A 22,580-nucleotide genomic window follows, 5' to 3' on the forward strand; every position below is an offset into this window, starting at 1 on the left:
AGGCTGATGGCCCGCCTGGATCAGCCCGCCGACTTCGTTGCCAGGCATATCGGTCCTTCGGAGAAAGAGATCGCCGAGATGCTCGCCACGGTGGGCGCCGCATCCCTGGAGGAGCTAACCGCCCAGACCGTGCCGGCGGCGATCGCGTTCGAGGGTCCCCTCGAGCTCCCCGAGGCGGTTGCGGAGTCCGAGGTGATCGAACGCCTCGAACGCTTGAAAAACCTGAACGACGGCCATCGCTCCTTCATCGGGATGGGCTACAGCGACACCGTCATGCCGGGCGTTATCAGGCGTAACATCCTCGAGAACCCCGGCTGGTATACGCAGTACACGCCCTATCAGGCCGAAATCGCGCAGGGCAGGCTGGAGGCGCTCCTCAACTTCCAGACCGCCGTGATCGACCTGACCGGCCTCCCGGTGGCGAACGCGTCGCTGCTCGATGAGGCGACGGCCGCGGCGGAGGCGATGGCTCTCGCATACGGCCAGGCCCGCAACGCGAACACCTTCTTCGTTTCCGAGCTCGCGCATCCGCAGACCTTGGCCGTGCTCCGCACTCGTGCCGAACCTCTCGGCATCCGGGTGGTGGTGGGAGACCACGCCACCTTCGTTCCGAACGAGGACACCTTCGGCGTAATGGTGCAGTATCCGGCCACCGACGGGCAGGTGATCGACTACCGCGCCTTCGTCGAGCAAGCGCGTTCCGCCGGCGCCCTGATAGCGGTGGCCACCGATCTTCTCGCCCTGACTCTCCTGACGCCCCCGGGGGAATGGGGCGCCGACATCGCCTTCGGCAACAGCCAGCGTTTCGGGGTCCCGATGGGCTTCGGAGGGCCGCACGCGGCGTTCTTCTCAGTTACGGAGAAGCTCAAGCGCAAGGTGCCGGGCAGGATCATCGGCGTCTCGGTGGACCGGGATTCGAGAGTGGCGCTGCGCATGGCTCTCCAGACCCGCGAACAGCACATCCGGCGAGAGCGAGCGACCTCCAACATCTGTACGGCACAGGTGCTCCTGGCGGTTCTCGCAGGGGCCTACGCGGTCTACCACGGTCCCGACGGGCTGACTCGGATCGCCACGCGGGTACGGGCCCTGACGGCGGCTCTTGCTCGCGGCCTGACCGAGCTGGGGCACGAGATTCTGACCGAACATTTTTTCGACACGATCCGGGTCCGGCCGGCAGGCGACGCGAAAAAGGTGCTGGCGGACGCGAGGATGAACCGAATCAATCTGCGCGACTTCGGGGACGGCACTCTAGGCGTATCGCTCGACGAGGCCGCGACGGCGGAAGACGTCGAAGGCCTGCTCGCCGTCTTCGAGGTGGAAGAGAGCGGACGGCCCGTCCGAGAGCTGCCCCCGAATTCCCAGGGGGCGGACGAAGCTTCTCCGCTGCCGGACTGGGCACGACGATCAAGCGAGTTTCTCACGCACGAGACCTTCCACTCCTACCGTTCCGAGACCGAGATGCTTCGGTATCTGCATCGTCTCGAGTCGCGCGACCTCTCGCTGAACGTGAGCATGATTCCGCTGGGCTCATGCACCATGAAGCTCAACGCCACCACGCAGATGGAGGCGGTGACCTGGCGCGAGTTCTCTAGGGTCCACCCCTGCGCTCCCCGCGATCAGGTCAAGGGCTACCTCGACCTCTTCTCCGAATTGGAGGCGTGGCTCGCCGAGATCACCGGATTCGCGGCCACGTCGCTCCAACCCAACTCCGGGGCCCAGGGGGAGTACACCGGGCTGCTCTGCATCCGAGCCTACCACCGGGACCGCGGCGATGCCGCTCGCGACGTCTGCCTGATACCGGCTTCGGCTCACGGTACCAACCCGGCGAGCGCGGTGATGGCGGGCATGAGGGTCAAGGTCGTGAAGAGCCGGTCCGACGGCACCATCGACCTCGACGACCTGGATGCCAAGGCCCGCGAGCACCGGGACGAGCTCGCGGCGATCATGGTGACCTACCCGTCCACGCACGGCGTCTTCGAAGAAGGGATCCGCGACGTGTGCCGCATCACCCACGAGCACGGCGGCCTGGTCTATCTCGACGGCGCCAACCTCAACGCGCAGGTAGGGCTCGCGCGGCCGGGCGACTACGGCGCCGACGTCTGCCACATCAACCTGCACAAGACCTTCGCCATCCCGCACGGCGGCGGCGGACCCGGCATGGGACCGATCTGCGTCAACGAGAAACTGGCTCCTTTCCTGCCCGGCCATCCTGTTCACGACGTTGGCGGCGAGGCGGCCATCGGCCCGGTCTCGGGCGCGGCGTGGGGAAGCGCCGGCATTCTCCCGATCTCGTGGTCCTACATCGCGCTGCTGGGTGCCTCGGGCGCCAGAAGGGCTTCGCAGGTGGCGATCCTGAGCGCCAATTACATGGCCGATCGTCTCGCCGAGCACTACGGGATTCTCTACCGCGGCGAGCACGGTCGGGTCGCCCACGAGTTCATCCTCGATCTGAGGCCCTTGAAGAAGACGACGGGGGTGACGGCGGAGGATGTCGCCAAGCGGCTCATGGACTACGGTTTTCACGCTCCCACGGTATCGTTCCCCGTAATAGGCACCCTCATGATCGAGCCGACCGAGAGCGAATCGAAGGCGGAACTCGATCGGTTCGTCGAGGCTCTGCTCTCGATACGGGAGGAGATGCGGGAGATCGAGGAGGGGCGCTGGCCCGTCGACGACAATCCGCTCAGGAACGCGCCCCATACGGCCGAGGCGTTGACCGCCGACGAGTGGTCCCGCCCGTACTCCCGCCGAGCGGCGGCCTATCCGACCGCGGCGACGAAGAGCTTCAAGTTCTGGCCCGCCGTCAGCCGCGTGGACAACGCCTTCGGCGACCGCTACCTCCAGTGCTCCTGCCCGTCGCTCGACCACTTCGACCAATCGTGAAACTCACTTTCATCGGACAAGCCGCGCAAGTGGACATCCTCTCGCCGGGCGATTCTCTCGATCTCCGACGGCCCGCGTAACCGCCGGAGCGCGGGTCGCGCCTCCGACATTCGGAGGCCGAGCGCAGGCGTCACGCCCCGCCTGCGACCTGAAGGACCTTCCGCAGCACGACGACCTGCGCCGCTCCGCTGGCGGATACTGAACGATCCGGCTCTTGCCGGTTCCGAGAACATGTCTCGGGACCACGCGCTCGCCGGCCTGGTGGAGGCGGGCACCGGGGTTCTGCGCTTCTACCGCTGGATTCGTCCGACGATCTCCTTCGGCAGGAATGAACCTTCCGAAGGGCTCTTCGACACCGAAGCGGCGGTTCGCGCCGGTTACGACTTCGTCCGTCGCCCAACTGGCGGCAGGGCGGTTCTCCACGACGAGGAGCTCACCTACTCCGCGATCGTCCCGGTCCGCGCCCTGGGAGGCGCCCGGAAGACCTGCTCCCTCTTCGGGGAGGCGCTCGCGTCGGGACTGCGTTCGCTCGGCGCGCCGGCGGAGCTCGTACCGGACGGCGGTTCCGTTCCTCCTCTCACCGCCGGACCGTGCTTCGCGGCTCCGGGGCCGGGCGAAATCGTGGCGGAGGGGCGCAAGCTGGTCGGGAGCGCCCAGGCCCGTATAGGCGGGGCCCTGCTCCAGCACGGCTCCATACCGATCGCCGGAGACCAGAACGCGCTGCCCTTCGCGCTCGGGCGCCGGGCCTTGGAGGGCGTGGGTCACACCACCCTGCGAACGCTGATCGGCGAGATCGATCCCGGGGAGGCCGCCTCCGCGCTGACCCGTTCTTTTCGAGAGAAGCTGGGAGGAAGCTGGTGCGAAGGACGATTCTCGCAAGTCGAGCTGAAACGAGCCGGGGAGCTTCGGCAGGGGCGTTACGGATCGTCGGCCTGGACCTGGAGGAGGTAGCGAAGAACGGCAACGCCCGGTATCTTTCGCCTCGTCGACGGGGACCTCGCCGACGGCGGCTGGCGGCCGTTCTTGACATATCCGCAAGCGCTCGCCATTATCCCCGGTCTCCGACGAGCACCTCACAGCGAGGCGCTCAACAACCACCCACACTGGACCCTTCGGGGTCGGAGGTCGCCTTGGCGATTCAACTCTACGCTCTTCTGACGCAGATACCCGGGATGGAGCCCCCCGAGATGACGCTGACGGAGACCCTCATAGATCTCTGGAAAACCACAGGCTTCATGGCCTATCCGCTGGCGTTCTGCCTGCTGCTCGGCATCGTGGTGATCGTCATCAAGTTCGTGATTCTGACGAACAAGAGCATCAAGACCAAGAAGGTCCTCCTGGAGGTCGACGAGCTTCTGACACAGCGAGACATCTCCGCCGCTCTCGAGCTCACCCGCGACAGCGACGCGCCCGCCGCCAACATCCTCTACGCCGGTCTCGAGCGTCACGACGAGGGGACCGAGAGAGTGGCCAAGGCTATTGAAAACCAGGGCCTGCTCGAGATGAGCAAGATGGAGAAGGGGCTTGTGGTGCTGGCGACGCTTACCAACGTCGCGCCGCTCCTGGGCTTCCTGGGAACGGTCATCGGCATGATCGAAGCCTTCCAGTCGATCGAGAACGCAGGAGAGGTCGAGGCGCAGCTGGTGGCGGGCGGCATCAAGATCGCCCTGCAGACCACGGCGGCCGGCCTCATGATCGCGATTCCGGTCTCTATCGGCCACAACTACTTCGTCTCGAGGGTCGACGCCCTCGTCATCGAGATGGAGGAGGCGGCCCAGAAGCTGGTCGACACGCTGTACAACACCGGCAGCTGACGGCTGCCCTGCGGGGCTTCGGGCCCCGCGCCGCAAGCTGACGGAGTTGAACGACGGGGACGGATCCGCGGCAGCGCGGGTCCGTCTCATCCGGCGCGGTCGGCAGCCGTCGCACTTCCTTTCCGGCCGGCGCGCCGCTCTCGGCACTCATCGTGGATCGTCCGCCGACTGCGGGCAAGAGGGTGATGGCTGACGCCGGGGGCCGTTCGGGCGGTCGCCCGCGACTCTTCCTCGTCGATGCGTACGCGCTGGTTTACCGCTCGTACTTCGCCTTCGCCAGACGTCCGCTCACCAACTCGGCGGGCGAGAACACCTCGGCTCCCTTCGGGTTCACGGGCTTCCTGCGCGACCTTCTGCGCGACCACGACCCCGAGTACGTGGCCGTCGTCTTCGATGCCGGAGTCTCGTTTCGCGACGAGATCTATCCCGAATACAAGGCGACCCGAGACCGGATGCCGGACGACCTGCGGGCGAGCCTAGGGCATGTGCGGGCGATCGTCCGAGGGCTGAGTCTGGCGGTCGTGGAGCTGGAGGGATACGAGGCCGACGACGTCATCGGCACCCTCGCGCGCAAGGCGGTCGAGGCGGGCATCGACTCGGTGATCGTCTCCAGCGACAAGGATTTCCTCCAGCTCGTCGCCCCTGGGGTGAAGATCATGAATCCGGGCCGAGGCGGGCCGGGCGCGGTAGCCGCCGGGCTGCTCGACGAGGAAGCCGCCGAGCGCAAATTCGGAGTGGCTCCCGCCAAGATCGTCGACTACCTCGCTCTCGTCGGAGACCCGTCCGACAATGTCCCGGGCGCTCCCGGAATCGGGCCCAAGACCGCCGCCAAGCTTCTCGCCTCCTACTCGGGGCTCGACGAGATCGTCGCTCGATCCGAGGAGATCAGGCCCGTCCGTTTCGCTCGGATCGTCCGCGAGCACCGCGAACAGATCCGGCTCTCGAAGGAGTTGGTCACGATCAAGCGCGACCTCGACGTCGAACTGGACCTGGAACGCCTGGAGGTGGGCGAGCCCGACGCGGCGGCCCTCTACGAGCTCTTCTCCCGGCTCGAGTTTCTGCAGTTGAGGGACGAGTTCGCCGAGCAGGCGCGGGGCGGAAAGAAGGGGAGCGCCGCCGAGCCCGTCGCGCCGACCGAGATCGTGACCGATCCCGCCGAGTTTCAGCGGATCGCCGTCGCCGTCGCCGAGGCCGGTATGGTGGCGATCCACACCGAGAGCGCGGACGGGCGGCTCGTGGGGCTCGCCCTGGCCGTCGAAGGCGCCGGCCCGTGGTATCTGCCGTTCGGGCACCTCCGCCCGCTCGCGCTCGACGCCGGTCTTATGGACGAGGAAGGTCCGGCCAACCTGCCGCAGCCGGGCCGGGAGCCGATGGCGGCGTTGAGAGAGCTTCTGGAGGGCGCCGGGACCGAGAAGGTCGCACACGACATCAAGCGCCACGCCCTCGCGCTCGACCGGGCCGGTGTCCGGCTGGGCGGCGACTGGTTCGACGTCTCGATCGCTTCGTACCTCCTGGAACCCGGGAGGCGTGATCGGGAGGCGCATCAGCTCGCGCACGCCGAGTTCGGCGAGAAGCATGCCACTGCCGACGGACTGAGGGGACGCGGGAAGTCGCGCCGCTCGCTCGCGGAGCTGGCCGTATCCGAACTGGCCGAGCTCTGCGGCGGCTACGCTCGCATCTCGCTCCGTCTGGCGACCCGCTACCGGCGCCGGCTGGCCCGGGAAGGACTGACCCGGCTCATGACCGACCTGGAGATGCCGCTGGTACCGATACTGATGCGAATGGAGAAGATCGGAATCGGCCTCGACCTGGATTTCTTCGGCGAGATGCGCAGGCGGATCGTTCTCGACCTGGAGAAGCTTCGGAATCAGGTCCATCTGCTTGCCGGCGGGCCCTTCAACATGAATTCGACTCCCCAACTGCGTCGGATCCTCTTCGGGGAGCAGGGCCTGCCGGTGCTGAAGAAGACCAAGACCGGTCCGTCGACCGACGCTTCGGTCCTTGAGGAACTCGCAGCCCTGGGCCACGAGCTGCCGCAACGCATGATGGAGTACCGGGAGCTGGAGAAGCTGCGCTCGACCTACGTGGAGGCGCTTCCGGCCCTCGTCGACAGTGAGACCGGTAGGCTGCACACGTCCTTCAATCAGACCGTCGCCGCCACCGGTCGGCTCTCGTCGAGCAACCCGAACCTTCAGAACATCCCCATTCGCACCGAGGTGGGGCGGGAGATCCGCCACGGGTTCGTCGCCGACCCGGGCCATGTCTTCCTCTCGGCGGACTACTCGCAAATCGAGCTGCGCGTGCTGGCGCACCTCTCCGGTGACGAGGCGTTCTCAGCCGCCTTCCGCGAAGGGATCGACATCCACCGCCAGACCGCCTCCGTCCTCTTCGGCGTCGGACTCGACGGCGTGACGCCCGCGATGCGGGACCGGGCCAAATCGGTGAACTTCGCGACCCTGTACGGTCAGGGTGCGTTCTCGCTGGGACGTCAGCTCGGCATTCCCCGCAACGAGGCTCAGGTGTTCATCACCGCCTATTTCGAGAAGCTGAGCGGCATTCGCGAGTACCTGGACGAGCAGGTCGAACGGGCGATGCGCGACGGCTTCGTCGAGACCCTGATGGGGCGGCGCAGGACGGTTCCCGAACTGAGGTCGCCGAACTGGCACGTAAGGGAGGGGGGCAAGAGGATCGCCCTCAACACCCCCATTCAGGGGAGCGCCGCCGACCTGATGAAAAAGGCGATGATCGACGTCCGGAGAGCCCTGGACGCCGCCGGGACCGAGGCGAAGATCCTCCTCCAGGTCCACGACGAACTCCTGCTCGAGGCCCCGGAAGACGCGCAGGACGACGTGCTCGCCCTGGTCGTGGACACCATGGAGAACGTGGCCGAGCTGCGGGTGCCTCTGGTGGTTGACTCCGGGACGGGCCGCGACTGGTACGGCTGCAAGGGATAGAGCGCGAGCAGGAGCCGCCCCCCGGGGCGACGACCTGTTCCGGTCGCGTGGAGTAAGGAGTTCGCCGCGGCGCGGTCGTCCTCGTTCCGGAAGGCCGCGACGTCCCAATTCACCATCCCTTCGCCCCATCCGAAGGGTGAGATTCCTTTTTGAGCAACCGTTCGTACCACGCGGACGGTCAAGATCATCAAGCAAAGGGAGGACTCGTCATGAGTCGATCTGTGAATCGCATCGCGCTGATCGGAAACGTCGGACGCGACCCGGATGTTCGCACCACCAAGCGCGGTACCAAGGTGGCGCACCTGGCACTCGCGACCAACCGCCGCAACCCGGCGGGCGCGGAAGGAGAGGAGCGCACCGACTGGCATAGGCTGACCCTGTGGGACGGAAGGGCGCAGCTCGCGGAGGACTACATCCGCACCGGAGACAGGATCTATGTGGAGGGAAGGTTGGAGTACGACTCCTACGAGAGAGACGGCATCACCATCCCCACCTCAGAGATCCACGTTCGCGACATCGTCCTGCTGGGCGGAGGGAGCACCGCCGCTTAACGGCAGGCGGCGAAACTCGCGCGAGCGCCGAGCCCGACGTCCGGCGCGGATGCGGCGCGTTGCCGCAGGGTTGCCGAGGGAAGCTTGGTCCGCGGGCGGTCAGCCGGCCCGGCGGTTCGGCCGGGTCATGACCAGGCGCGGAAGCGCGGGTTCACGGAGAGGGAGAATTCCCATCCGCTTCCGTCGAGGCCGCGCATGAGGTCGAAGCGGAGGAGGTCCCAGCCCAAAGCCGCGCCGGCTCCGAGGCCCGCAAGCAGACGTCCGCTTTCCAGGTGCTGCCATGATGGAGGCAGCTTGCGGTCCGGGTTCGTCGTCGCGCCGCCGACGGCGGCCAGAAGGCGGAGCGAAACCCAGGGCGAGCGGACGGGAAGGGTGAGCTCGGTTCTAAAGAGCCAGTAACGATCTCCGACGACGGAGCGGTAGGGGTGGCCTCCCACGGTGCCCCGACCGCCGAGAAGGAAGAGGTCCTGGAGGGGGGCGTCGGCGGCTGCGGCGCCTCCCTCGATCCGGGCGACGATCTCGGCCACGGATCCGGGATCGGTCTTCCACTCGGCAGCCGCGCCCGCCTTGGCGAAGACATGGCCGTTCCGGCGACCGATCACGCTCGTGACGCCGGCCGAGAGACCGGAGGCGAGGCCGCCGGTCCAGCCGGCCTCGGCTCTAAGTTGCATCCCTTCGCTTACCGCGAGGACGGGACGTGAGTCCGAGAGGGGCGTCGCGTGCTCGTGGGCTCCTGCGCTCAGGCTGAATCCGGATCGCCGGTGGCTCCACGACAGGGACGCGCCGCGGCGTAGAAGGAGGTCGAGGTGGTCCCGCCATCCCAGTCCGACCGCGAGCGAATTGAGAGAAGGGTCGAGCCCCGGTTCCAGCCCGATGTCCGCAGGGTCGTCCCAGACGGCGAGGACGACGAGGTCGCTCTCTCCCAGCTCTCTGGTCAGCTCGAGTTCCGCCGACGGCGCCGATCGACCGAAGGAGTGGCCCAACGAGAGGCGCAGCGTCTCTCCGTTCGCGGCCTCCTTGGAGATGCCGCCGCCGAGAAAGAGCCCCTCAACGCGGTTGAAGCGCAGCACATCCGAGATCCGGCGGAAGTGGGCTCGCAGCGGACCGACGCGGCGCAAGCGGTCGGCGAGCACGGCCTCGGTCGCCCTTGCCCACGCGTCTTCGAGCGCAGGGGGTTGGGCCAGACCCTCGCCCGCACCTTCGAAGAGGCCCCGAGTGAACGGGAAGGAGCGCCTGATCGCCTCCGGAAAGGCGGTAACCGTCGGGAGGTCCCAGGTCGCTGCGGGCGGCTCGACTCCGAATTCGTAGCGTTCGACCTCGAACTCCGTGCGGATGATCGTTCCACCCAGAAGGTCGAGCGACTTCGGCTCTCGGCGCAGCTCGACCGCCTGCCTGCGCGGGAGCCAGCCGTCGTACTCGACCCAATAGCCGTTTTCGAGCGAGAGGCGGACGTAGTCGAGCTTCGGATCCACATAAGAGGACGGCGTGAAGGTGTAGTTCATTTTCACGACGGATCCGTCCGACTCGTCGAGATGGAGCGATCCCACGAAGCCGGGTTCCTCGACGGAACGCGGACGCGCGACGAGCTCGCGAACTCGCAGGGTGTCGCCGGTCGCGCCCAACCCGAGCACAAGCGATTCGCCCAGGCGGAATTCGTAAGCCGCCCCGGAGCCGGCCGCGAGCGGATGCGGTACGCCGGCTACCTCGTCTCCGTCGCCGAAGCGCATGACTCCGGAGAGGTCGTCGTGTACGACGGTAAGGTGATCGAGGTGGTAGCGCACCGAGACGGGCAGCATCTCCTCGTTTCTCCATCCCGCGATCTGCTGGCGGACGCCGTGCTCGGCCATCCAGTGGTTGTCGACCGCCATTTGGTCGACCCGGATCAGGCTGCGCTCGCCGGTATCCGTTCGGTCGAGGATTAAGTGGAGGTATCCGAGCGCCCTCGAACGCCAGGAAGGCGCATCGACGAGCCCGGCGGCGGCCAGGGCGCGCGCGCCGCGTCCGAGCTCCGCCAGCGCGAGGGCCTCAGGGGTGTCCCAAGCCTCCGCCGGGGATGCCTGGTCAGACTCTTGCGCCGTCGCGTTCGCGCTACCGAGGAGAAGGAACACACCGGCGAACGCGAACCGGGCTGCCGTGGCAGGGAGCACCCGGACCGGAGGTGGTGAGGCGCTATTCGGGAGTGGCTTCTAACGGTCCGCGACCGCTAGCTGGCGACCCAGAAGGCCGACAGAGCATGCCCGTCGGGGCTGTCACGCAGCTTCTCGAAGGCTCGGTTCCGGATCTGTCGGATACGCTCGCGGGTGACCCCCATGACCCCTCCGATCTCTTCCAGGGTCATCTCCTTGTTTTCTTCCAGACCGTAGTAGAGGTGGAGTATCTTGCGCTCCCGGTCGGTGAGATAGCGGTCGAAGAGCTCGTCCAGGAACTCCTTCCGCACCTTGCATTCAAGCGTATTCTCGATGTGTTCGGCACCGGTGCCGGAGACCCGCTCGCCAAAGGACGACGAGTTGCGGTCTCCGCCGTCGACCGGAGCGTCGAGGGAGAGCTCCGGCGCCTGAACTCTGCGCAGCACCCTGATGTTCTCGATCGGGGTGCCCATCCGATTGGCGAGCTCGTGGTCGGTGGGGTCGCGTCCGTGTTTCTGGGTCAGCTCGGTGGTCACGCGAGCAAGCCGGGCGAGATTGGTATTCTGGTTGAGCGGTATGCGCACCGAGCGGGTCTGCTCCGCGAGCGCCTGCAGCACCGTCTGACGTACCCACCAGACGGCGTAGGATATGAACTTCACCCCCTTGTCGGGATCGAACTTCTTGACCGCCTTGATGAGGCCTTCGTTTCCGATGCAGACGAGCTCCGCAAGAGCGAGTCCGCGCCCCTGATAGCGCTTCACATATGAGATGACGAATCTCAGGTTGGCCGTGACGAGTCGCTCGGCGGCTTCCTCGTCTCCCTGGCGGGCCCTTCGAGCGATTTCACGTTCCTCCGCCACGTCTTGGATGAGTGGATATCTCTCTACGTCCTTCAGGTACTGATCGAAGGCATCCAGCTTGCTTGCGGAAGGTGACATCGCATGCCTCGGGTTGAGTGGGCGGCCGAAACCGAGTCGCACAACCTCGGCACCTCCTGACGGGTCAGGTAGCGTGCCGCCGGCCAGCGACCGGGGCGGGAAAACCGAATTCCCTAGTCCCCGAAGAAAGTTCCATCGTTCGCGAGCGTATATGCGGGTTTAGGCTTCACCGGGGTTGGAATCTGTCCGGCCCGACCCGGCTCAAGCGGCTCCGTTCCGTCTGCGTGTCTTGCGTGCCCCAGGCTATTCCCAGGAATTCCCGCATGGTGATGCGCAAGACGGGCGAAGCGCCGCCGACACCCAGCGGAAAGGCCACGTCGATCCTCGCGACCCGGGGCGTGCCGGCGGGAAACCCCAAGCGGATCCCCGCCCCGACCGAGGTGCGCCAGTCGGAATCCGTTCCGTAGGGCACGTCGCCGCCCCACATCCGTCCCGCATCGGCGAAGAGCGTGATGCCGGTGTCGATGAAGTCGGTCAGGTCGAAGGCGATCCTGCTCTCGGCCGAGAAGAGGAGCCGGTCGCTCCCCGGGAACGCTTCCTCGCGAAGTCCTCTCAGGCCCTCCCTGCCGCCGAGCGTCAGTTGGAACGGGACGTGGTGGCCCCTGCCGCCGCTCGCCGAAGCCCGGAGCAGGAAGGTGGAGACCGGCGCCCGCAGATAGGCGAGGAGGTCGAGTTCGCCCAAAAGGTCGCGCCACGCCGCCGTATCGGAGGCCGCCTCCATCCGCCGACCCTGTGCCCGAGCGTCGAAGAAGAAGTATGATCCGCCAAGCTTCCACCCGGACGCGAGGCCGAATCGCAGGAAGGTGTCGTCTGCCGACGGCTCGCCGGACGGCCAGGCGCCGACGCTCCGCCCAAGGGTGGCTCCGACGTCTAGCCCCAGCGCGACGTCCTGTTCGCCCCGGAGGGCGTCGAGGCCGGTCGCCCTCTCGAAGCGGAGGTTGCGACTGGAGACCATAAGGTTGACGCGGGTGACCGCGTAAGGCACGAGTCGTCCGCGGACTGCGGCGGCAACGGAGTCGGGTGCGCTCGCGGCATCGCCGAACTCGGAGTCGGTGACGACCTCGACCCCTCCCTCGTAGGCCGAGCGCACCAGTTCGTCGTGGCTCACCCCCACGCCGAAGGCCACCAGAGAGCCGGGCTCGCCGAAGCGCCGAGCCAGCGACAGTTCGCCCGCGCTCACGCGCAGGGGAAGCAGGACGTGGGTCGCGCCCGCGAGCGTACCGGTGGAATAGGCGAACACCTCGTCACGGCCCGAGACCGCGCTCCGGAACGCCCACTTGCCCGCCTCGCTGACGAAGGGGTAGGTGATGCCGGCGTCGAGGAAGCGTCCGACTCGGCTCCGGCCCAGACCGAGGGCGGCGTCGGCCCGGGTGCCGAGCAGGCGCGGATCGCGAACTCCGAAGCCGAGGTCGCGCTGTTCCCGCCGCCTACTCATGAAGACCTGCGCAAGGAGGCCCCGGCCGAGCAGGTTCTCTTCCGCCAACTGGAGCCGCTCGAGTTGCAGCCCCTGGTCGAAAGCGACGCCGAGGTCGACCTTCGTGGTCCACTTGTCGCGGGTGAGGACGGCCACCTCCCAGGAGCCCTCTTCGAGCTCGCGGGCGGTCAGCGTGGCGTCGTCGAAGAATCCGTAGGCGCGAAGGACCCGCCCGGACTCGGCGAGGATCTCCGGGTCGTAGCAGTCGCCTTCGGCGAACAGCAGTTCGCGACGGATGAAGCTCGGGCGCGTGGTGACGTGGAGCGCGCTCGCGAACGAAAAGAGCGGCCTGAGCGCGCTGCCTTCGGCGAGCTCGGAAGGGTCGAAGACCGGCCGGTTGTCGATGACCAGCGAGGAGACGACTCCCAGCGCGCAGCCGTCCCGCCCGGCTCCTGCGGAGCGCTCTTGCGTCGCGGCCGGCGCAGCGGTGACGGCGGCGGCGGTGACGGCGAGGAGGGAGGTCGCGAAGGCGGTGGCGGTTTGCGCTAGAATACTCTTTGTTCCCAAGTTCAGCCTTCGCGGTCTTAGATCAGGAGTCAGGTACCATGGCAAGCAGCCGCAGAGAGGCGCTCGAATACCACAGCACCGGAAGCCCGGGCAAGATCGAGGTCGTGCCGACCAAGTCGGTCTCGACTCAGCGCGACCTCACGCTGGCCTACTCGCCGGGCGTGGCGGAGCCCTGCCGCGAGATCGCCGAAAGGCCCGATGACGTGTTCAAGTACACCGCTCGCGGCAATCTGGTGGCGGTGGTGTCGAACGGAACCGCGGTCCTGGGCTTGGGAAACATCGGGCCGCTGGCGGCCAAGCCGGTCATGGAAGGCAAGGGCGTGCTCTTCAAGCGCTTCGCCGGTATCGACGTCTTCGATCTCGAGGTGGACGCCCGCGAAGCCGAGGACGTGATCCGCTTCTGCGAGATGCTGGGCCCCACAGTCGGGGGAATCAACCTGGAGGACATCGCCGCCCCCGAGTGCTTCGTGATCGAGCGCACGCTCCGGGAGACTCTCGACATCCCGGTCTTCCACGACGATCAGCACGGCACGGCGATCATCGCGGCGGCGGCGTTCCTCAACGCGCTGGACCTCGTGGACAAGAAGGTGGAGGACGTGCGAGTCGTCTTCAGCGGGGCGGGGGCCTCGGCGCTCTCCACCGCGTCCCACCTGCGCCGGCTGGGAGCCTCTCCCGAGAACATCGTGCTCTGCGACTCGCGGGGCGTGATCCACAACGGGCGCGACTCGGGCATGAACGAGTACAAGGAGCCCTTCGCCGTCGCCACCGAGGCGAGGACCCTGGAAGAGAGCCTCGTCGGCGCGGACGTGTTCATCGGTCTCTCGGTCAAGGGGATAGTCTCACCCGAGATGGTCCGATCGATGGCTCGCGACCCGATCATCTTCGCTCTTGCGAACCCCGATCCCGAGATCCTCCCGGAGGAGGCGAGGGCGGTGCGCGGCGACGCCATCATCGCCACCGGACGTTCGGACTACCCGAACCAGGTAAACAACGTCCTCGGTTTTCCCTTCATCTTCCGGGGCGCTCTCGATGTCCGGGCGCGCGGGATCAACGAGGAGATGATGCTCGCCGCCACTCTCGCTCTGGCGGAGCTTGCGCGTCAGGAGGTGCCGGAGGCGGTACGGGGCGCCTACTCCGACAACGACCTCCGCTTCGGCCGGGACTATCTGATCCCGAAGCCCTTCGACCACAGGGTCCTCTTCTATGTGGCGCCCGCCGTCGCCGCAGCGGCCATCCGCAGCGGACTCGCCCGCAAGGCGCTGGACCTGGCGGAGTACCGCGACAGCCTGCACGCCCTTCTGGGGCCCGGTCGCGCCCTGATGAGCGCCACCCGCGCCCGCGCCCGCGCCAGACCGGCTCGGGTCGTCTTTCCGGAGGGTCACAACGTGAACGTGATCCGCGCGGCTTCCGAGCTCGCGGCCGAGGGCGCCTGCCGTCCAGTCCTGCTGGGCAGGCCCCCCCGGGTGGCGGAGAAGGCGGAGTGGATGGGTCTCGACATGTCCGGTGTCGAAGTGGTCTACGCTGCCGAGATGAAAGCCGAGAGGCGCAGGTACGCCGACGAGCTTTACCGGAAGCGCGCTCGCAAGGGGCTGACCCTCGCCGAGGCCAGATGGAACCTCTTCAAACCGGTATATTTCGGCCTGTCCATGCTCCAGGACGGCGCCGCCGACGCAATGGTGGCGGGGATCGAGGCGAAGTACAGCGAGGTCCTGCGCTCCGCGCTGCACGTGGTGGGATCCGAAGAGGGCATCGACCGCGTCTCGGGGCTGCACGTGATCGCGTTGCGGAATCGGGATCTCGTTTTTCTGGCCGACACCACGGTCAACATCGACCCCGACGCCGAGACTCTGCGCGACATCGCGGTGCAGACGGCGACCTTCGTCAGAAGGCTGGGCGTTACTCCCCGGGTCGCTATGGTTACATTCTCCAACTTCGGATCGGTGCGTCACGAGGAGTCTCTGAAGATGGCGAGGGCCGTGGAGCTCGTACGCGCGGCGGATCCGGAACTGGAGATCGACGGCGAGATGCAGGCGGACACCGCCGTGGATCAGGCGAAATTAGAGAACATCTATCAATTCACCCATCTGAGCGGACCTGCCAACGTCCTCATCTTTTCACGACTTTCCGCCGCCAACGCCGCCTACAAGCTTCTCGACCGCCTCGGAGGAGCCGACTCGATCGGCCCGATTCTGTTGGGGATGGCCAAGCCGCTCCACATTCTCGAACGGGGTTGTTCGGTCCAGCACATCGTGAACCTGGCGACGATCGCGACAGTCGACTGGCAGACCCGCGCGAGATCAATCGACAACACCACCGATGTCTGAGCTAGACCCGAACACGCTGGCGCCCGGACTGGCGCCTTCCAAAGGGGTACACGCACGCCGGAGCACGGCCGAGCTCTGCGAGCTGGCTCTCATCCGAGGAGAGGGCCGCCTTACCGACATGGGAGCCTTCGCCGCCGTCACCGAGCCGCATACGGGCCGGTCGCCGAACGATCGCTTCATCGTCCGAGACGACGCCACCGACGGCGCTGTGGGCTGGGGAGCCCACAACCGACCATGTTCGGTCGACGGAGCCCGGGCGTTGCGCGAGGACCTGATCGCCCATCTGGCTCGACGTCCGCTGGTCGTCCATGACGCCCGGGCCGGAGCGCATCCCGGACATGCGGTGGGAGTGCGGTTGATCACCGAGAGCGCTTGGCACGCGATGTTCGCGCGCAACATGTTTCTGCGTCTGGCAGCAGCCGAACTCGCCGATTTCGTCCCTGACTTCACCATCCTGCACGCGCCTTCGCTCCAGGCCTCTCCGGAGCGGCACGACACGGCGTCGGAGACGGCTATCGTCACGGACTTCACGAACAGGGAGGTGCTGATCGCGGGGACGCGGTACGCCGGCGAGATCAAGAAGTCGATCTTCGCGGTCCTCAACTTCCTTCTTCCCGACGAGGGCGTGCTGCCCATGCACTGCTCGGCCAACGTGGGGCTGGAAAAGGGCGACGCGGCTCTCTTCTTCGGCCTCTCCGGTACGGGGAAGACGACTCTGTCCGCCGATCCGGCTCGTGGTCTCATCGGCGACGACGAGCACGGCTGGGGCCCGGACGGGATCTTCAATTTCGAGGGCGGATGCTACGCCAAGACCATCGATCTTTCCGAAAGGACCGAGCCCGAGATCTTCCGGGCATCGCGCAGGTTCGGGACCATCCTGGAGAACGTGGCGCTCAACGGATCGCGCGCCGCGAATTTCGACGACCGCTCCATCACCGAGAACACTCGGGCCTCGTACCCGGTGCACTTCATCGAGAATGCGATCGAGCCTTCCCGGGCCGGTCACCCCCGGAACGTCGTCTTCCTTACGGCGGACGCCTTCGGGGTCCTGCCGCCCATCTCCCGACTGAGCCCCGACCAGGCCATGTACCACTTCCTCTCCGGTTACACCGCCAAGGTCGCGGGCACCGAGCGAGGAGTGACCGAACCTACCGCCACCTTCAGCGCCTGCTTCGGCGCGCCCTTCATGCCGAGACCGCCGGCCCGGTATGCGGCCATGCTCGGGGAGCTGCTCGCGAACCACGGCGCTGACGTCTGGCTCATCAATACCGGCTGGACCGGGGGCGGATACGGGGTCGGAAGCAGGGTCGCCCTACCGTACACCCGCGCGATGGTCGATGCGGCGCTGTCCGGGGCGCTCCGGGTCGGGTCGTTCCGCGTGGACGAGGTCTTCGGCGTCGCCGTTCCCAGGGCGGTCCCGGACGTTCCGGCGGATATCCTCACCCCCCGCGCCACCTGGTCCGATCCTGCCGCGTATGACGCAGCCGCGGGTCGGCTTGCCCGGATGTTCCACGACAACTTCGAGCGCTTCCGGGACGAGGTGGCGGACGGGGTGGCCGGGGCGGGGCCCAAACCGAGCTGACCGAACGAAGTCCGAGAGCCCGAAGATCTATGGAATACGCCGCCAACTACATCGACGGATCCTGGCGCAGGTCCGGCGGCGGGACGCTGGCGGTCACAAATCCGGCCACCGGGGAGGAGATAGGAAGGACCCCGCTCTCTTCGGCTGCCGAGGTGGACCTGGCGGTGCAGGCGGCCAGGGATGCGTTTCCCTCCTGGCGCGCCACCCCCGCCCCGGAGAGGGCGCGGACGCTCTTCCGCCTCAAGGCCCTCCTCGACGAGCATCACGACGAGCTCGCGCGCCGACTCACGGTCGAGCACGGCAAGCCCGTGGCGGAGACCTGGGGCGAGATCCGGCGGGGCATCGAGAACGTCGAACACGCCTGCGGCGTCCCGACCCTGATGATGGGCGACACCGTGGAGGGCGTCGCGGCGGGGATCGACTCCGCCACCTGGCGACAGCCCATCGGTGTTTTCGGCGTGGTCACGCCCTACAACTTCCCGGTGATGATCCCGCTCTGGTTCTGGCCGTACGCGGTGGCGACCGGCAACACCGTCGTTCTCAAGCCGAGCGAGCAGGATCCGCTCACCCACCAGCGCGTGACCGCGCTCGCCGAGGAGGCTGGGCTGCCCGCCGGCGTGCTGAACGTGGTCCATGGCGACCGGACCTGCGTGGAGGCGATCTGCGACCATCCGGACGTGGCCGGCGTCTCCTTCGTCGGTTCGAGCGCCGCGGCGGGGGCGGTCTACGCCCGAGCCGCCCGCAGCGGGAAGCGGGTCCAGGCCCTCGGCGGAGCCAAGAATCATCTGATCGTGCTTCCCGACGCCGATCTCGACCGGGCCTCCGAGGCCTGCTCGGCTTCGATCTTCGGTTCGACCGGGCAGCGCTGCCTGGCGGGGAGCGTGATAGTCGGCGTTGGAGATGCGCACGCTCCGCTCCGTGAACGCTTCCTGGACCACGCGGCCTCCATCCGCCTGGGCGACGGTCTGGAACCTGAGACCGGCATGGGTCCCGTCATCTCGGAGGCGCACCGGGCGCGCGTGCAAGGCTACATCGACCGAGCGGAGGCCGAGGGAGCCGGCCTCGCCCTCGACGGCAGAAGCGCGACGGTGGCGGGTCTGGAGTCGGGCTACTGGCTTGGCCCCACCGTCTTCGAGCAGGTCAGACCGGAGAGCGAGCTGGGATCGGAGGAGGTCTTCGGGCCGGTCGCGGCGCTCAATCGGGCCGACTCCGTCGACGCCGCGCTGGAAATGCTCGGCCGGAGCAGCCACGGCAACGCTTGTTCGATATTCACGACGAGCGGGAAGGAGGCGCGCGAGTTCCGTTACCGCGCCGGAATCTCCATGATCGGGGTCAACGTCGGCGTGGCGGCTCCCATGGCCTTTTTCCCGTTCGGCGGGGCCCGGGCGAGCTTCTACGGAGACCTGAAGGCGCAGGGAAGGGACGCGGTGTCGTTCTATACCGATCAGCGGGTGGTGATCGAACGCTGGTGATGCTCCGCGCGCTGTTTTCGGCCCCCGCCGCCCCGTGCACGTTCGACGGCCGGCCGGCAGTCTTTCCCCGTCTGCCGGTACATGGTAAGATTTTAGGAGCCCGGGCGTAAGCCAACTCCCACCCCCAACGGAGGAACCAGCATGAATCCGAACCTGCGCCACCTGTCAATGGTGGTATCGGCCGCAACGGCAACCTTGCTCGTCGCCTGCGAGACCATCTCGCTCGAACCCGCCAGCGAGGCGACCACCATCCGTATCGAACCCCAGGACCTCTTCATCCAGGAGGGACAGACCGGTACGCTCAGAGTGGTGGTGCTCGACCAGAACGATCGCGAGATGCCGTCCCCCCCCACCTGGGCCCCGCCTCAGTGGAACATCACCGGCGCCGGCCTGAAGATAGGGCCGGACGGCTCGGTCGAGGGACTCCGGGGAGGTTTCAACAACGCCATCGCCCGGGTTGCCGGTAAGAGCGCGGCCGTCTCGGTCAAGGTCCAGCCCGACGAGGTAGCCCTAAGGGCCGTGCTCTACCTCAACCAGGCCGCGCAGAACCAGTCCGCCGGAGTTCGTACGATCGCGGGCAGGGCCGGCCTGCTCCGGGCGTTCGTCCTGGGCGACGAAGGCAGCTTCTACGAGCCTTCGGTCAAGGCGATGCTCTACCTGGGCGACGAAGAGGTCTACTCGGTCACCATGACGCCGGAAGGCGACTACCTGCCGGAACGGGTTGACGAGGGCAGGCTCGACCGATCCTATAACGCGGTGATCCCCGGGGAGCACATCCAGGAAGGACTTGAAATAGTGCTCGACATGGACGTGAACGACGTGATTCCGCTCAAGGCGGGCTCGTCGAAACGTTGGCCGGCCACGGGAAGGGTGGCGATGAACGTGATCCAGCTCGAAACCATGAGGTTGATGGTGGTTCCCACCTTGCAGAGCCTCTTCCCTGGTAACACCGACGGGATCACTTGGGCGAACAGGCTCACCACCACCGGCAACGACACGAGGCTGACGCGGGCTCTGCGCCCGATTTCCGACTTCGAGATCACCGTCCACGAGATCTTCACCACGGACCAGGACATACGAAGCGGGAACGGGTGGAGCCGGTGGCTCGCGGAGATCGGGTTACTTCGATCCGTCGAGGACCACAAAGGCTACTACTACGGTACGACCGATCTTCCACCGGGCTCCGCCTACGGAGGGCTGGGATGGGTCGCCCGACCCTGGAGCGTCGGCGGCGACTGGGACGACGTCATGGCTCACGAGCTCGGCCACAACATGAGTCTGTATCACGCTCCCTGCGGCGGAGCGGGTGACCCGGACCCGGCGTTTCCATACGGAGAGGGCGACATCGGCATCTGGGGCTACAACGTCGAGGGCGGCCGGCTCATGCCTCCGTTCGATTTCAAGGACGACATGAGCTACTGCGACCCCACCTGGGTGAGCGACTTCCACTTCCAGCGGGCGATCGAGTTCCGACAGACCGAGCCGTTCGCCGACGCCGCGCCCGCCGATCGGATCCCCCGACTCTACGTCTCGGGCGGCGTGATCCGCGGTGGTGGAATCGAGTTCTATCCTTCCTACGTGATCGAGAGCGGTCCGCTGACCCCGGACGGCGTAGGAGAGTATTCGCTGGAGGGCGTGACCGCGGACGGCTCGATCCTCTTCTCCCATCGCTTCACTCCCCACAGGAACGGCAACGGCGGCGCAGGTTTCACGTTCGCCCTCCCCTTCGAGGCGACATGGACCCACGAACTCGACCGGATCAAGGTCGACGGCCCGGCGGGTCCGGCGTACCTCGACCACAACAGCCAGGCAGCCTCCGCCATTGTCGTGAACCCGGAGTCGGGACAGGTCACGGCCATCACCAGCGACCTGGCCCGCGTGTCGGCTGCGGACGGCGCCGTGATCGCCATCAGCGCCGGGCTCCCCATTTTCGAGGATGAAATTCGATGACTATTTCAAGAATCGGCTTGACCGCGACCCTGCTTGCGCTCGTTGCGGCGGGTTCGTCTTCGGACGCGGCCGCGCAGGTGTCGGGGCCTGGTGACATCACGATCGAACTGGGCGGTGGCGGATCGATCGGAGGGCACAGCTCCTCCGCGGCCGGCCTGGAAACCGCGGCCGAATTGTCCTACCACGCCTTGTTCGGATACAGACTGAGCGAATCTCTCTCCGTCTTCGGCGGCTACGCTCGCACCGCCTACGGCTGCGAGAACGCCTACTGCAGGACCATCAACCCGGTGCTGACCGCCCAGCACGGCGTGGTTGGAGCCGAGTTGAACCGGGGTGGCGGCTGGCTGAGAGTCGGGGCCGCCTACGGAGCGTCCAAGGGCGTCCCGGCGGAGCTGACCCAACTGCCGCCTTCGGATCCGTCCCAGGGCCTGGGCGCCTTGATCAGCGTCGGGACCACCTGGGGCCGCGGGGCCTTCAGGGCTCGTCCGTTCCTCTCCTATCTGTACTACCTGACGGACGACGCCGTCGCGGGAGGCGGCCACGGCATAGCCCTGACTGCGGGGTTCGGGTTCCAGTTCCGGTTGGTAGGCGGTTGATCGAGGTAGGGACGGACGCTCGGCGATGAGCCGGGCAGGCTTAATTGACGGCAGCCCGGATACACAACGGGCTGCCGCACCCGATACGGAAGGTTGAACACGAGGGAGGCGGTTCTGGACGGGCAGCGCGACCTGCTGTTGCCCTCCATGCTCCACCTCTACTCGGAGCCGCTCGTGCTCGCGGAAGGGGAAGGCGCCCGTGTGCGGGACGCCGACGGAAGAGAGTACCTCGATCTCTTCAGCGGTATCCTGACCACGTCGGTGGGGCACTGTCATCCCAGAGTGACCGCGGCTGTGGCCGATCAAATGGCCAGGCTGGGTCACACCTCGACGCTATACGCCACCGAGCCGCAGGTCGAGGCGGCCCGACGCATCGCGCGCATAGCTCCCGGCAAACTCAGGCGTACCTTCTTCACCAACTCCGGGACCGAAGCGATCGAGACCGCTCTCATGATGGCGTGTCTCGCGACCGGGCGCAGCGAGATCGTGGCCTTGCGCATCGGCTACCACGGCCGCTCGTTCATGGCGACGAGCGTCACCGCTCACTCGGGATGGCGCCCCCTGTCGACGCCGGTTGCCGGGGTCAAGCACGCCCGCGCCCCGAATCCGTATCGCTGTCCGTGCGGAGGCGGGTGCTCGGACGGCTGCGTGGACTACTACCTGGCGGACCTGGAGGAGACGATCGTCACCACCACCAACGGTCGGCCCGCCGCGTTCATCGCCGAGACGGTCATGGGCGTGGCCGGCTACGTGGTGCCTCCGCCGGAGTACTTCCAGGGCGCCGCCGAGATCATCCGCTCCAGAGGCGGTCTGCTCGTGATAGACGAGGTGCAGGCGGGCTTCGGACGCTGCGGAAAGCATTGGTTCGGGATCGAACACTGGGGGGTCGAGCCCGACATCATGGTGATGGCGAAGGGAATCGCCAACGGTGCGCCGGTAGGAGCCACCATCGCCAGCGACGAGGTGGCGCGCGCCTGGCGAGGCAAGACCATCTCGACCTTCGGCGGCAGCCCGCCGAGCATGGCCGCTCTCTGCGCCACCCAGGACGTGCTGGCGGAGAACGCCGCGCCGGCGAACGCGGAGACGCGGGGCGGCGAGCTGCGGGTCGGCCTCGAAGCCATCCAGGCACGCCATCCGTGGATCGGCGACGTGCGCGGGATGGGGCTCATGCAAGCCCTGGAGATCGTGAAGGACCCCGCGTCCAAGACGCCCGATCAGGAGAGGATCGCCCGGCTCATGGAGGCCACTCGCGAGGAGGGCCTGCTGGTCGGGCAAGGCGGCCTGCACGGTACCGTGGTGCGCATCGGGCCGTCGCTACTCGTCACCGCCGACGAGATAGCCGAAGGGCTGGAGAAGCTGGCTCGCGCCTGCGAGAAGGCCGAGTGAGGGCGCCCTCCCGTCCGTCCCGC

14 protein-coding genes are annotated in these 22,580 nt (G+C 67.1%); 11 read left to right on the forward strand and 3 right to left on the reverse strand.

Going from position 1 to position 22,580, the window contains the following annotated elements; genetic code table 11:
• Positions 1–6 precede the first annotated feature (6 nt).
• The 5 genes from gcvP (at position 7) to J4G12_05845 (ending at position 8,202) form a co-directional block, all read left to right on the forward strand.
• Positions 7–2,883 (forward strand): aminomethyl-transferring glycine dehydrogenase, encoded by a 2,877-nt coding sequence (gene gcvP, locus J4G12_05825; protein ID MCE2455325.1) that lies wholly within the window; start codon positions 7–9, stop codon positions 2,881–2,883.
• A 231-nt stretch (positions 2,884–3,114) separates the two neighbouring features.
• Positions 3,115–3,834: a lipoate--protein ligase family protein gene (locus J4G12_05830; GenBank protein ID MCE2455326.1), complete on the forward strand. Its 720-nt coding sequence runs from the start codon at positions 3,115–3,117 to the stop codon at positions 3,832–3,834.
• 179 nt (positions 3,835–4,013) lie between these two features.
• Positions 4,014–4,697: a MotA/TolQ/ExbB proton channel family protein gene (locus J4G12_05835; GenBank protein ID MCE2455327.1), complete on the forward strand. Its 684-nt coding sequence runs from the start codon at positions 4,014–4,016 to the stop codon at positions 4,695–4,697.
• A 185-nt stretch (positions 4,698–4,882) separates the two neighbouring features.
• The gene (gene polA / locus J4G12_05840) at positions 4,883–7,651 is read left to right on the forward strand and encodes a DNA polymerase I (protein MCE2455328.1); all 2,769 of its coding nucleotides are present in this window, start codon (positions 4,883–4,885) and stop codon (positions 7,649–7,651) included.
• A 209-nt stretch (positions 7,652–7,860) separates the two neighbouring features.
• Positions 7,861–8,202, forward strand: a complete 342-nt coding sequence (locus J4G12_05845; GenBank protein ID MCE2455329.1) for a single-stranded DNA-binding protein — start codon at positions 7,861–7,863, stop codon at positions 8,200–8,202.
• 125 nt (positions 8,203–8,327) lie between these two features.
• Here the strand turns inward: J4G12_05845 and J4G12_05850 are convergent, their stop codons facing one another.
• The 3 genes from J4G12_05850 to J4G12_05860 all read right to left on the reverse strand — a co-directional run bounded on the left by J4G12_05850 (position 8,328) and on the right by J4G12_05860 (position 13,247).
• On the reverse strand, positions 8,328–10,310 hold the full coding sequence (locus tag J4G12_05850) for a hypothetical protein (protein ID MCE2455330.1): 1,983 nt from the start codon (positions 10,308–10,310) through the stop codon (positions 8,328–8,330).
• Positions 10,311–10,405: 95 nt separating this feature from the next.
• Entirely contained in the window at positions 10,406–11,266 is an 861-nt protein-coding gene (locus J4G12_05855; GenBank protein ID MCE2455331.1) for an RNA polymerase sigma factor RpoD/SigA, read from the reverse strand.
• A 166-nt stretch (positions 11,267–11,432) separates the two neighbouring features.
• A complete protein-coding gene (locus J4G12_05860) occupies positions 11,433–13,247 on the reverse strand; it encodes a BamA/TamA family outer membrane protein (protein ID MCE2455332.1) in 1,815 nt (604 codons plus the stop codon).
• Positions 13,248–13,285: 38 nt separating this feature from the next.
• On the opposite strand from J4G12_05860, the gene J4G12_05865 reads away from it, so the two are divergent.
• The 6 genes from J4G12_05865 to J4G12_05890 all read left to right on the forward strand — a co-directional run bounded on the left by J4G12_05865 (position 13,286) and on the right by J4G12_05890 (position 22,557).
• Positions 13,286–15,571, forward strand: a complete 2,286-nt coding sequence (locus J4G12_05865; GenBank protein ID MCE2455333.1) for an NADP-dependent malic enzyme — start codon at positions 13,286–13,288, stop codon at positions 15,569–15,571.
• Positions 15,564–17,153 carry a phosphoenolpyruvate carboxykinase (ATP) gene (gene pckA, locus J4G12_05870; GenBank protein MCE2455334.1) on the forward strand — a complete coding sequence of 530 codons (1,590 nt, stop codon included), beginning with the start codon at positions 15,564–15,566 and terminating at the stop codon, positions 17,151–17,153. Before J4G12_05865 ends, pckA begins: the two co-directional genes overlap by 8 nt.
• Positions 17,154–17,182: 29 nt before the next feature.
• On the forward strand, positions 17,183–18,625 hold the full coding sequence (locus tag J4G12_05875) for a CoA-acylating methylmalonate-semialdehyde dehydrogenase (GenBank protein MCE2455335.1): 1,443 nt from the start codon (positions 17,183–17,185) through the stop codon (positions 18,623–18,625).
• Positions 18,626–18,766: 141 nt separating this feature from the next.
• Complete coding sequence (locus J4G12_05880) at positions 18,767–20,575, forward strand: hypothetical protein (GenBank protein ID MCE2455336.1); 1,809 nt, start codon at positions 18,767–18,769, stop codon at positions 20,573–20,575.
• A complete protein-coding gene (locus J4G12_05885) occupies positions 20,572–21,171 on the forward strand; it encodes a hypothetical protein (protein MCE2455337.1) in 600 nt (199 codons plus the stop codon). The genes J4G12_05880 and J4G12_05885 overlap by 4 nt, the downstream gene beginning before the upstream one ends.
• A 147-nt stretch (positions 21,172–21,318) precedes the next feature.
• Positions 21,319–22,557, forward strand: coding sequence for an aspartate aminotransferase family protein (locus tag J4G12_05890; protein MCE2455338.1), 1,239 nt, complete (start codon positions 21,319–21,321; stop codon positions 22,555–22,557).
• The last annotated feature ends 23 nt before the right edge of the window (positions 22,558–22,580 follow it).

It is taken from the genome of Gemmatimonadota bacterium (assembly GCA_021295815.1).
Lineage (GTDB): Bacteria > Gemmatimonadota > Gemmatimonadetes > Longimicrobiales > Gaopeijiaceae > JAGWBQ01.

What these genes read in the sequence shown, in the direction of transcription:
- gcvP (MCE2455325.1), top strand. Translation starts at nt 7, where the DNA reads ATGGCCCGCCTGGATCAGCCCGCCGACTTCGTTGCCAGGCATATCGGT.
- J4G12_05830 (MCE2455326.1), top strand. Translation starts at nt 3,115, where the DNA reads ATGTCTCGGGACCACGCGCTCGCCGGCCTGGTGGAGGCGGGCACCGGG.
- polA (MCE2455328.1), top strand. Translation starts at nt 4,883, where the DNA reads ATGGCTGACGCCGGGGGCCGTTCGGGCGGTCGCCCGCGACTCTTCCTC.
- J4G12_05845 (MCE2455329.1), top strand. Translation starts at nt 7,861, where the DNA reads ATGAGTCGATCTGTGAATCGCATCGCGCTGATCGGAAACGTCGGACGC.
- J4G12_05855 (MCE2455331.1), bottom strand. Translation starts at nt 11,266, where the DNA reads ATGTCACCTTCCGCAAGCAAGCTGGATGCCTTCGATCAGTACCTGAAG.
- J4G12_05865 (MCE2455333.1), top strand. Translation starts at nt 13,286, where the DNA reads ATGGCAAGCAGCCGCAGAGAGGCGCTCGAATACCACAGCACCGGAAGC.
- pckA (MCE2455334.1), top strand. Translation starts at nt 15,564, where the DNA reads ATGTCTGAGCTAGACCCGAACACGCTGGCGCCCGGACTGGCGCCTTCC.
- J4G12_05875 (MCE2455335.1), top strand. Translation starts at nt 17,183, where the DNA reads ATGGAATACGCCGCCAACTACATCGACGGATCCTGGCGCAGGTCCGGC.
- J4G12_05880 (MCE2455336.1), top strand. Translation starts at nt 18,767, where the DNA reads ATGAATCCGAACCTGCGCCACCTGTCAATGGTGGTATCGGCCGCAACG.
- J4G12_05885 (MCE2455337.1), top strand. Translation starts at nt 20,572, where the DNA reads ATGACTATTTCAAGAATCGGCTTGACCGCGACCCTGCTTGCGCTCGTT.
- J4G12_05890 (MCE2455338.1), top strand. Translation starts at nt 21,319, where the DNA reads ATGCTCCACCTCTACTCGGAGCCGCTCGTGCTCGCGGAAGGGGAAGGC.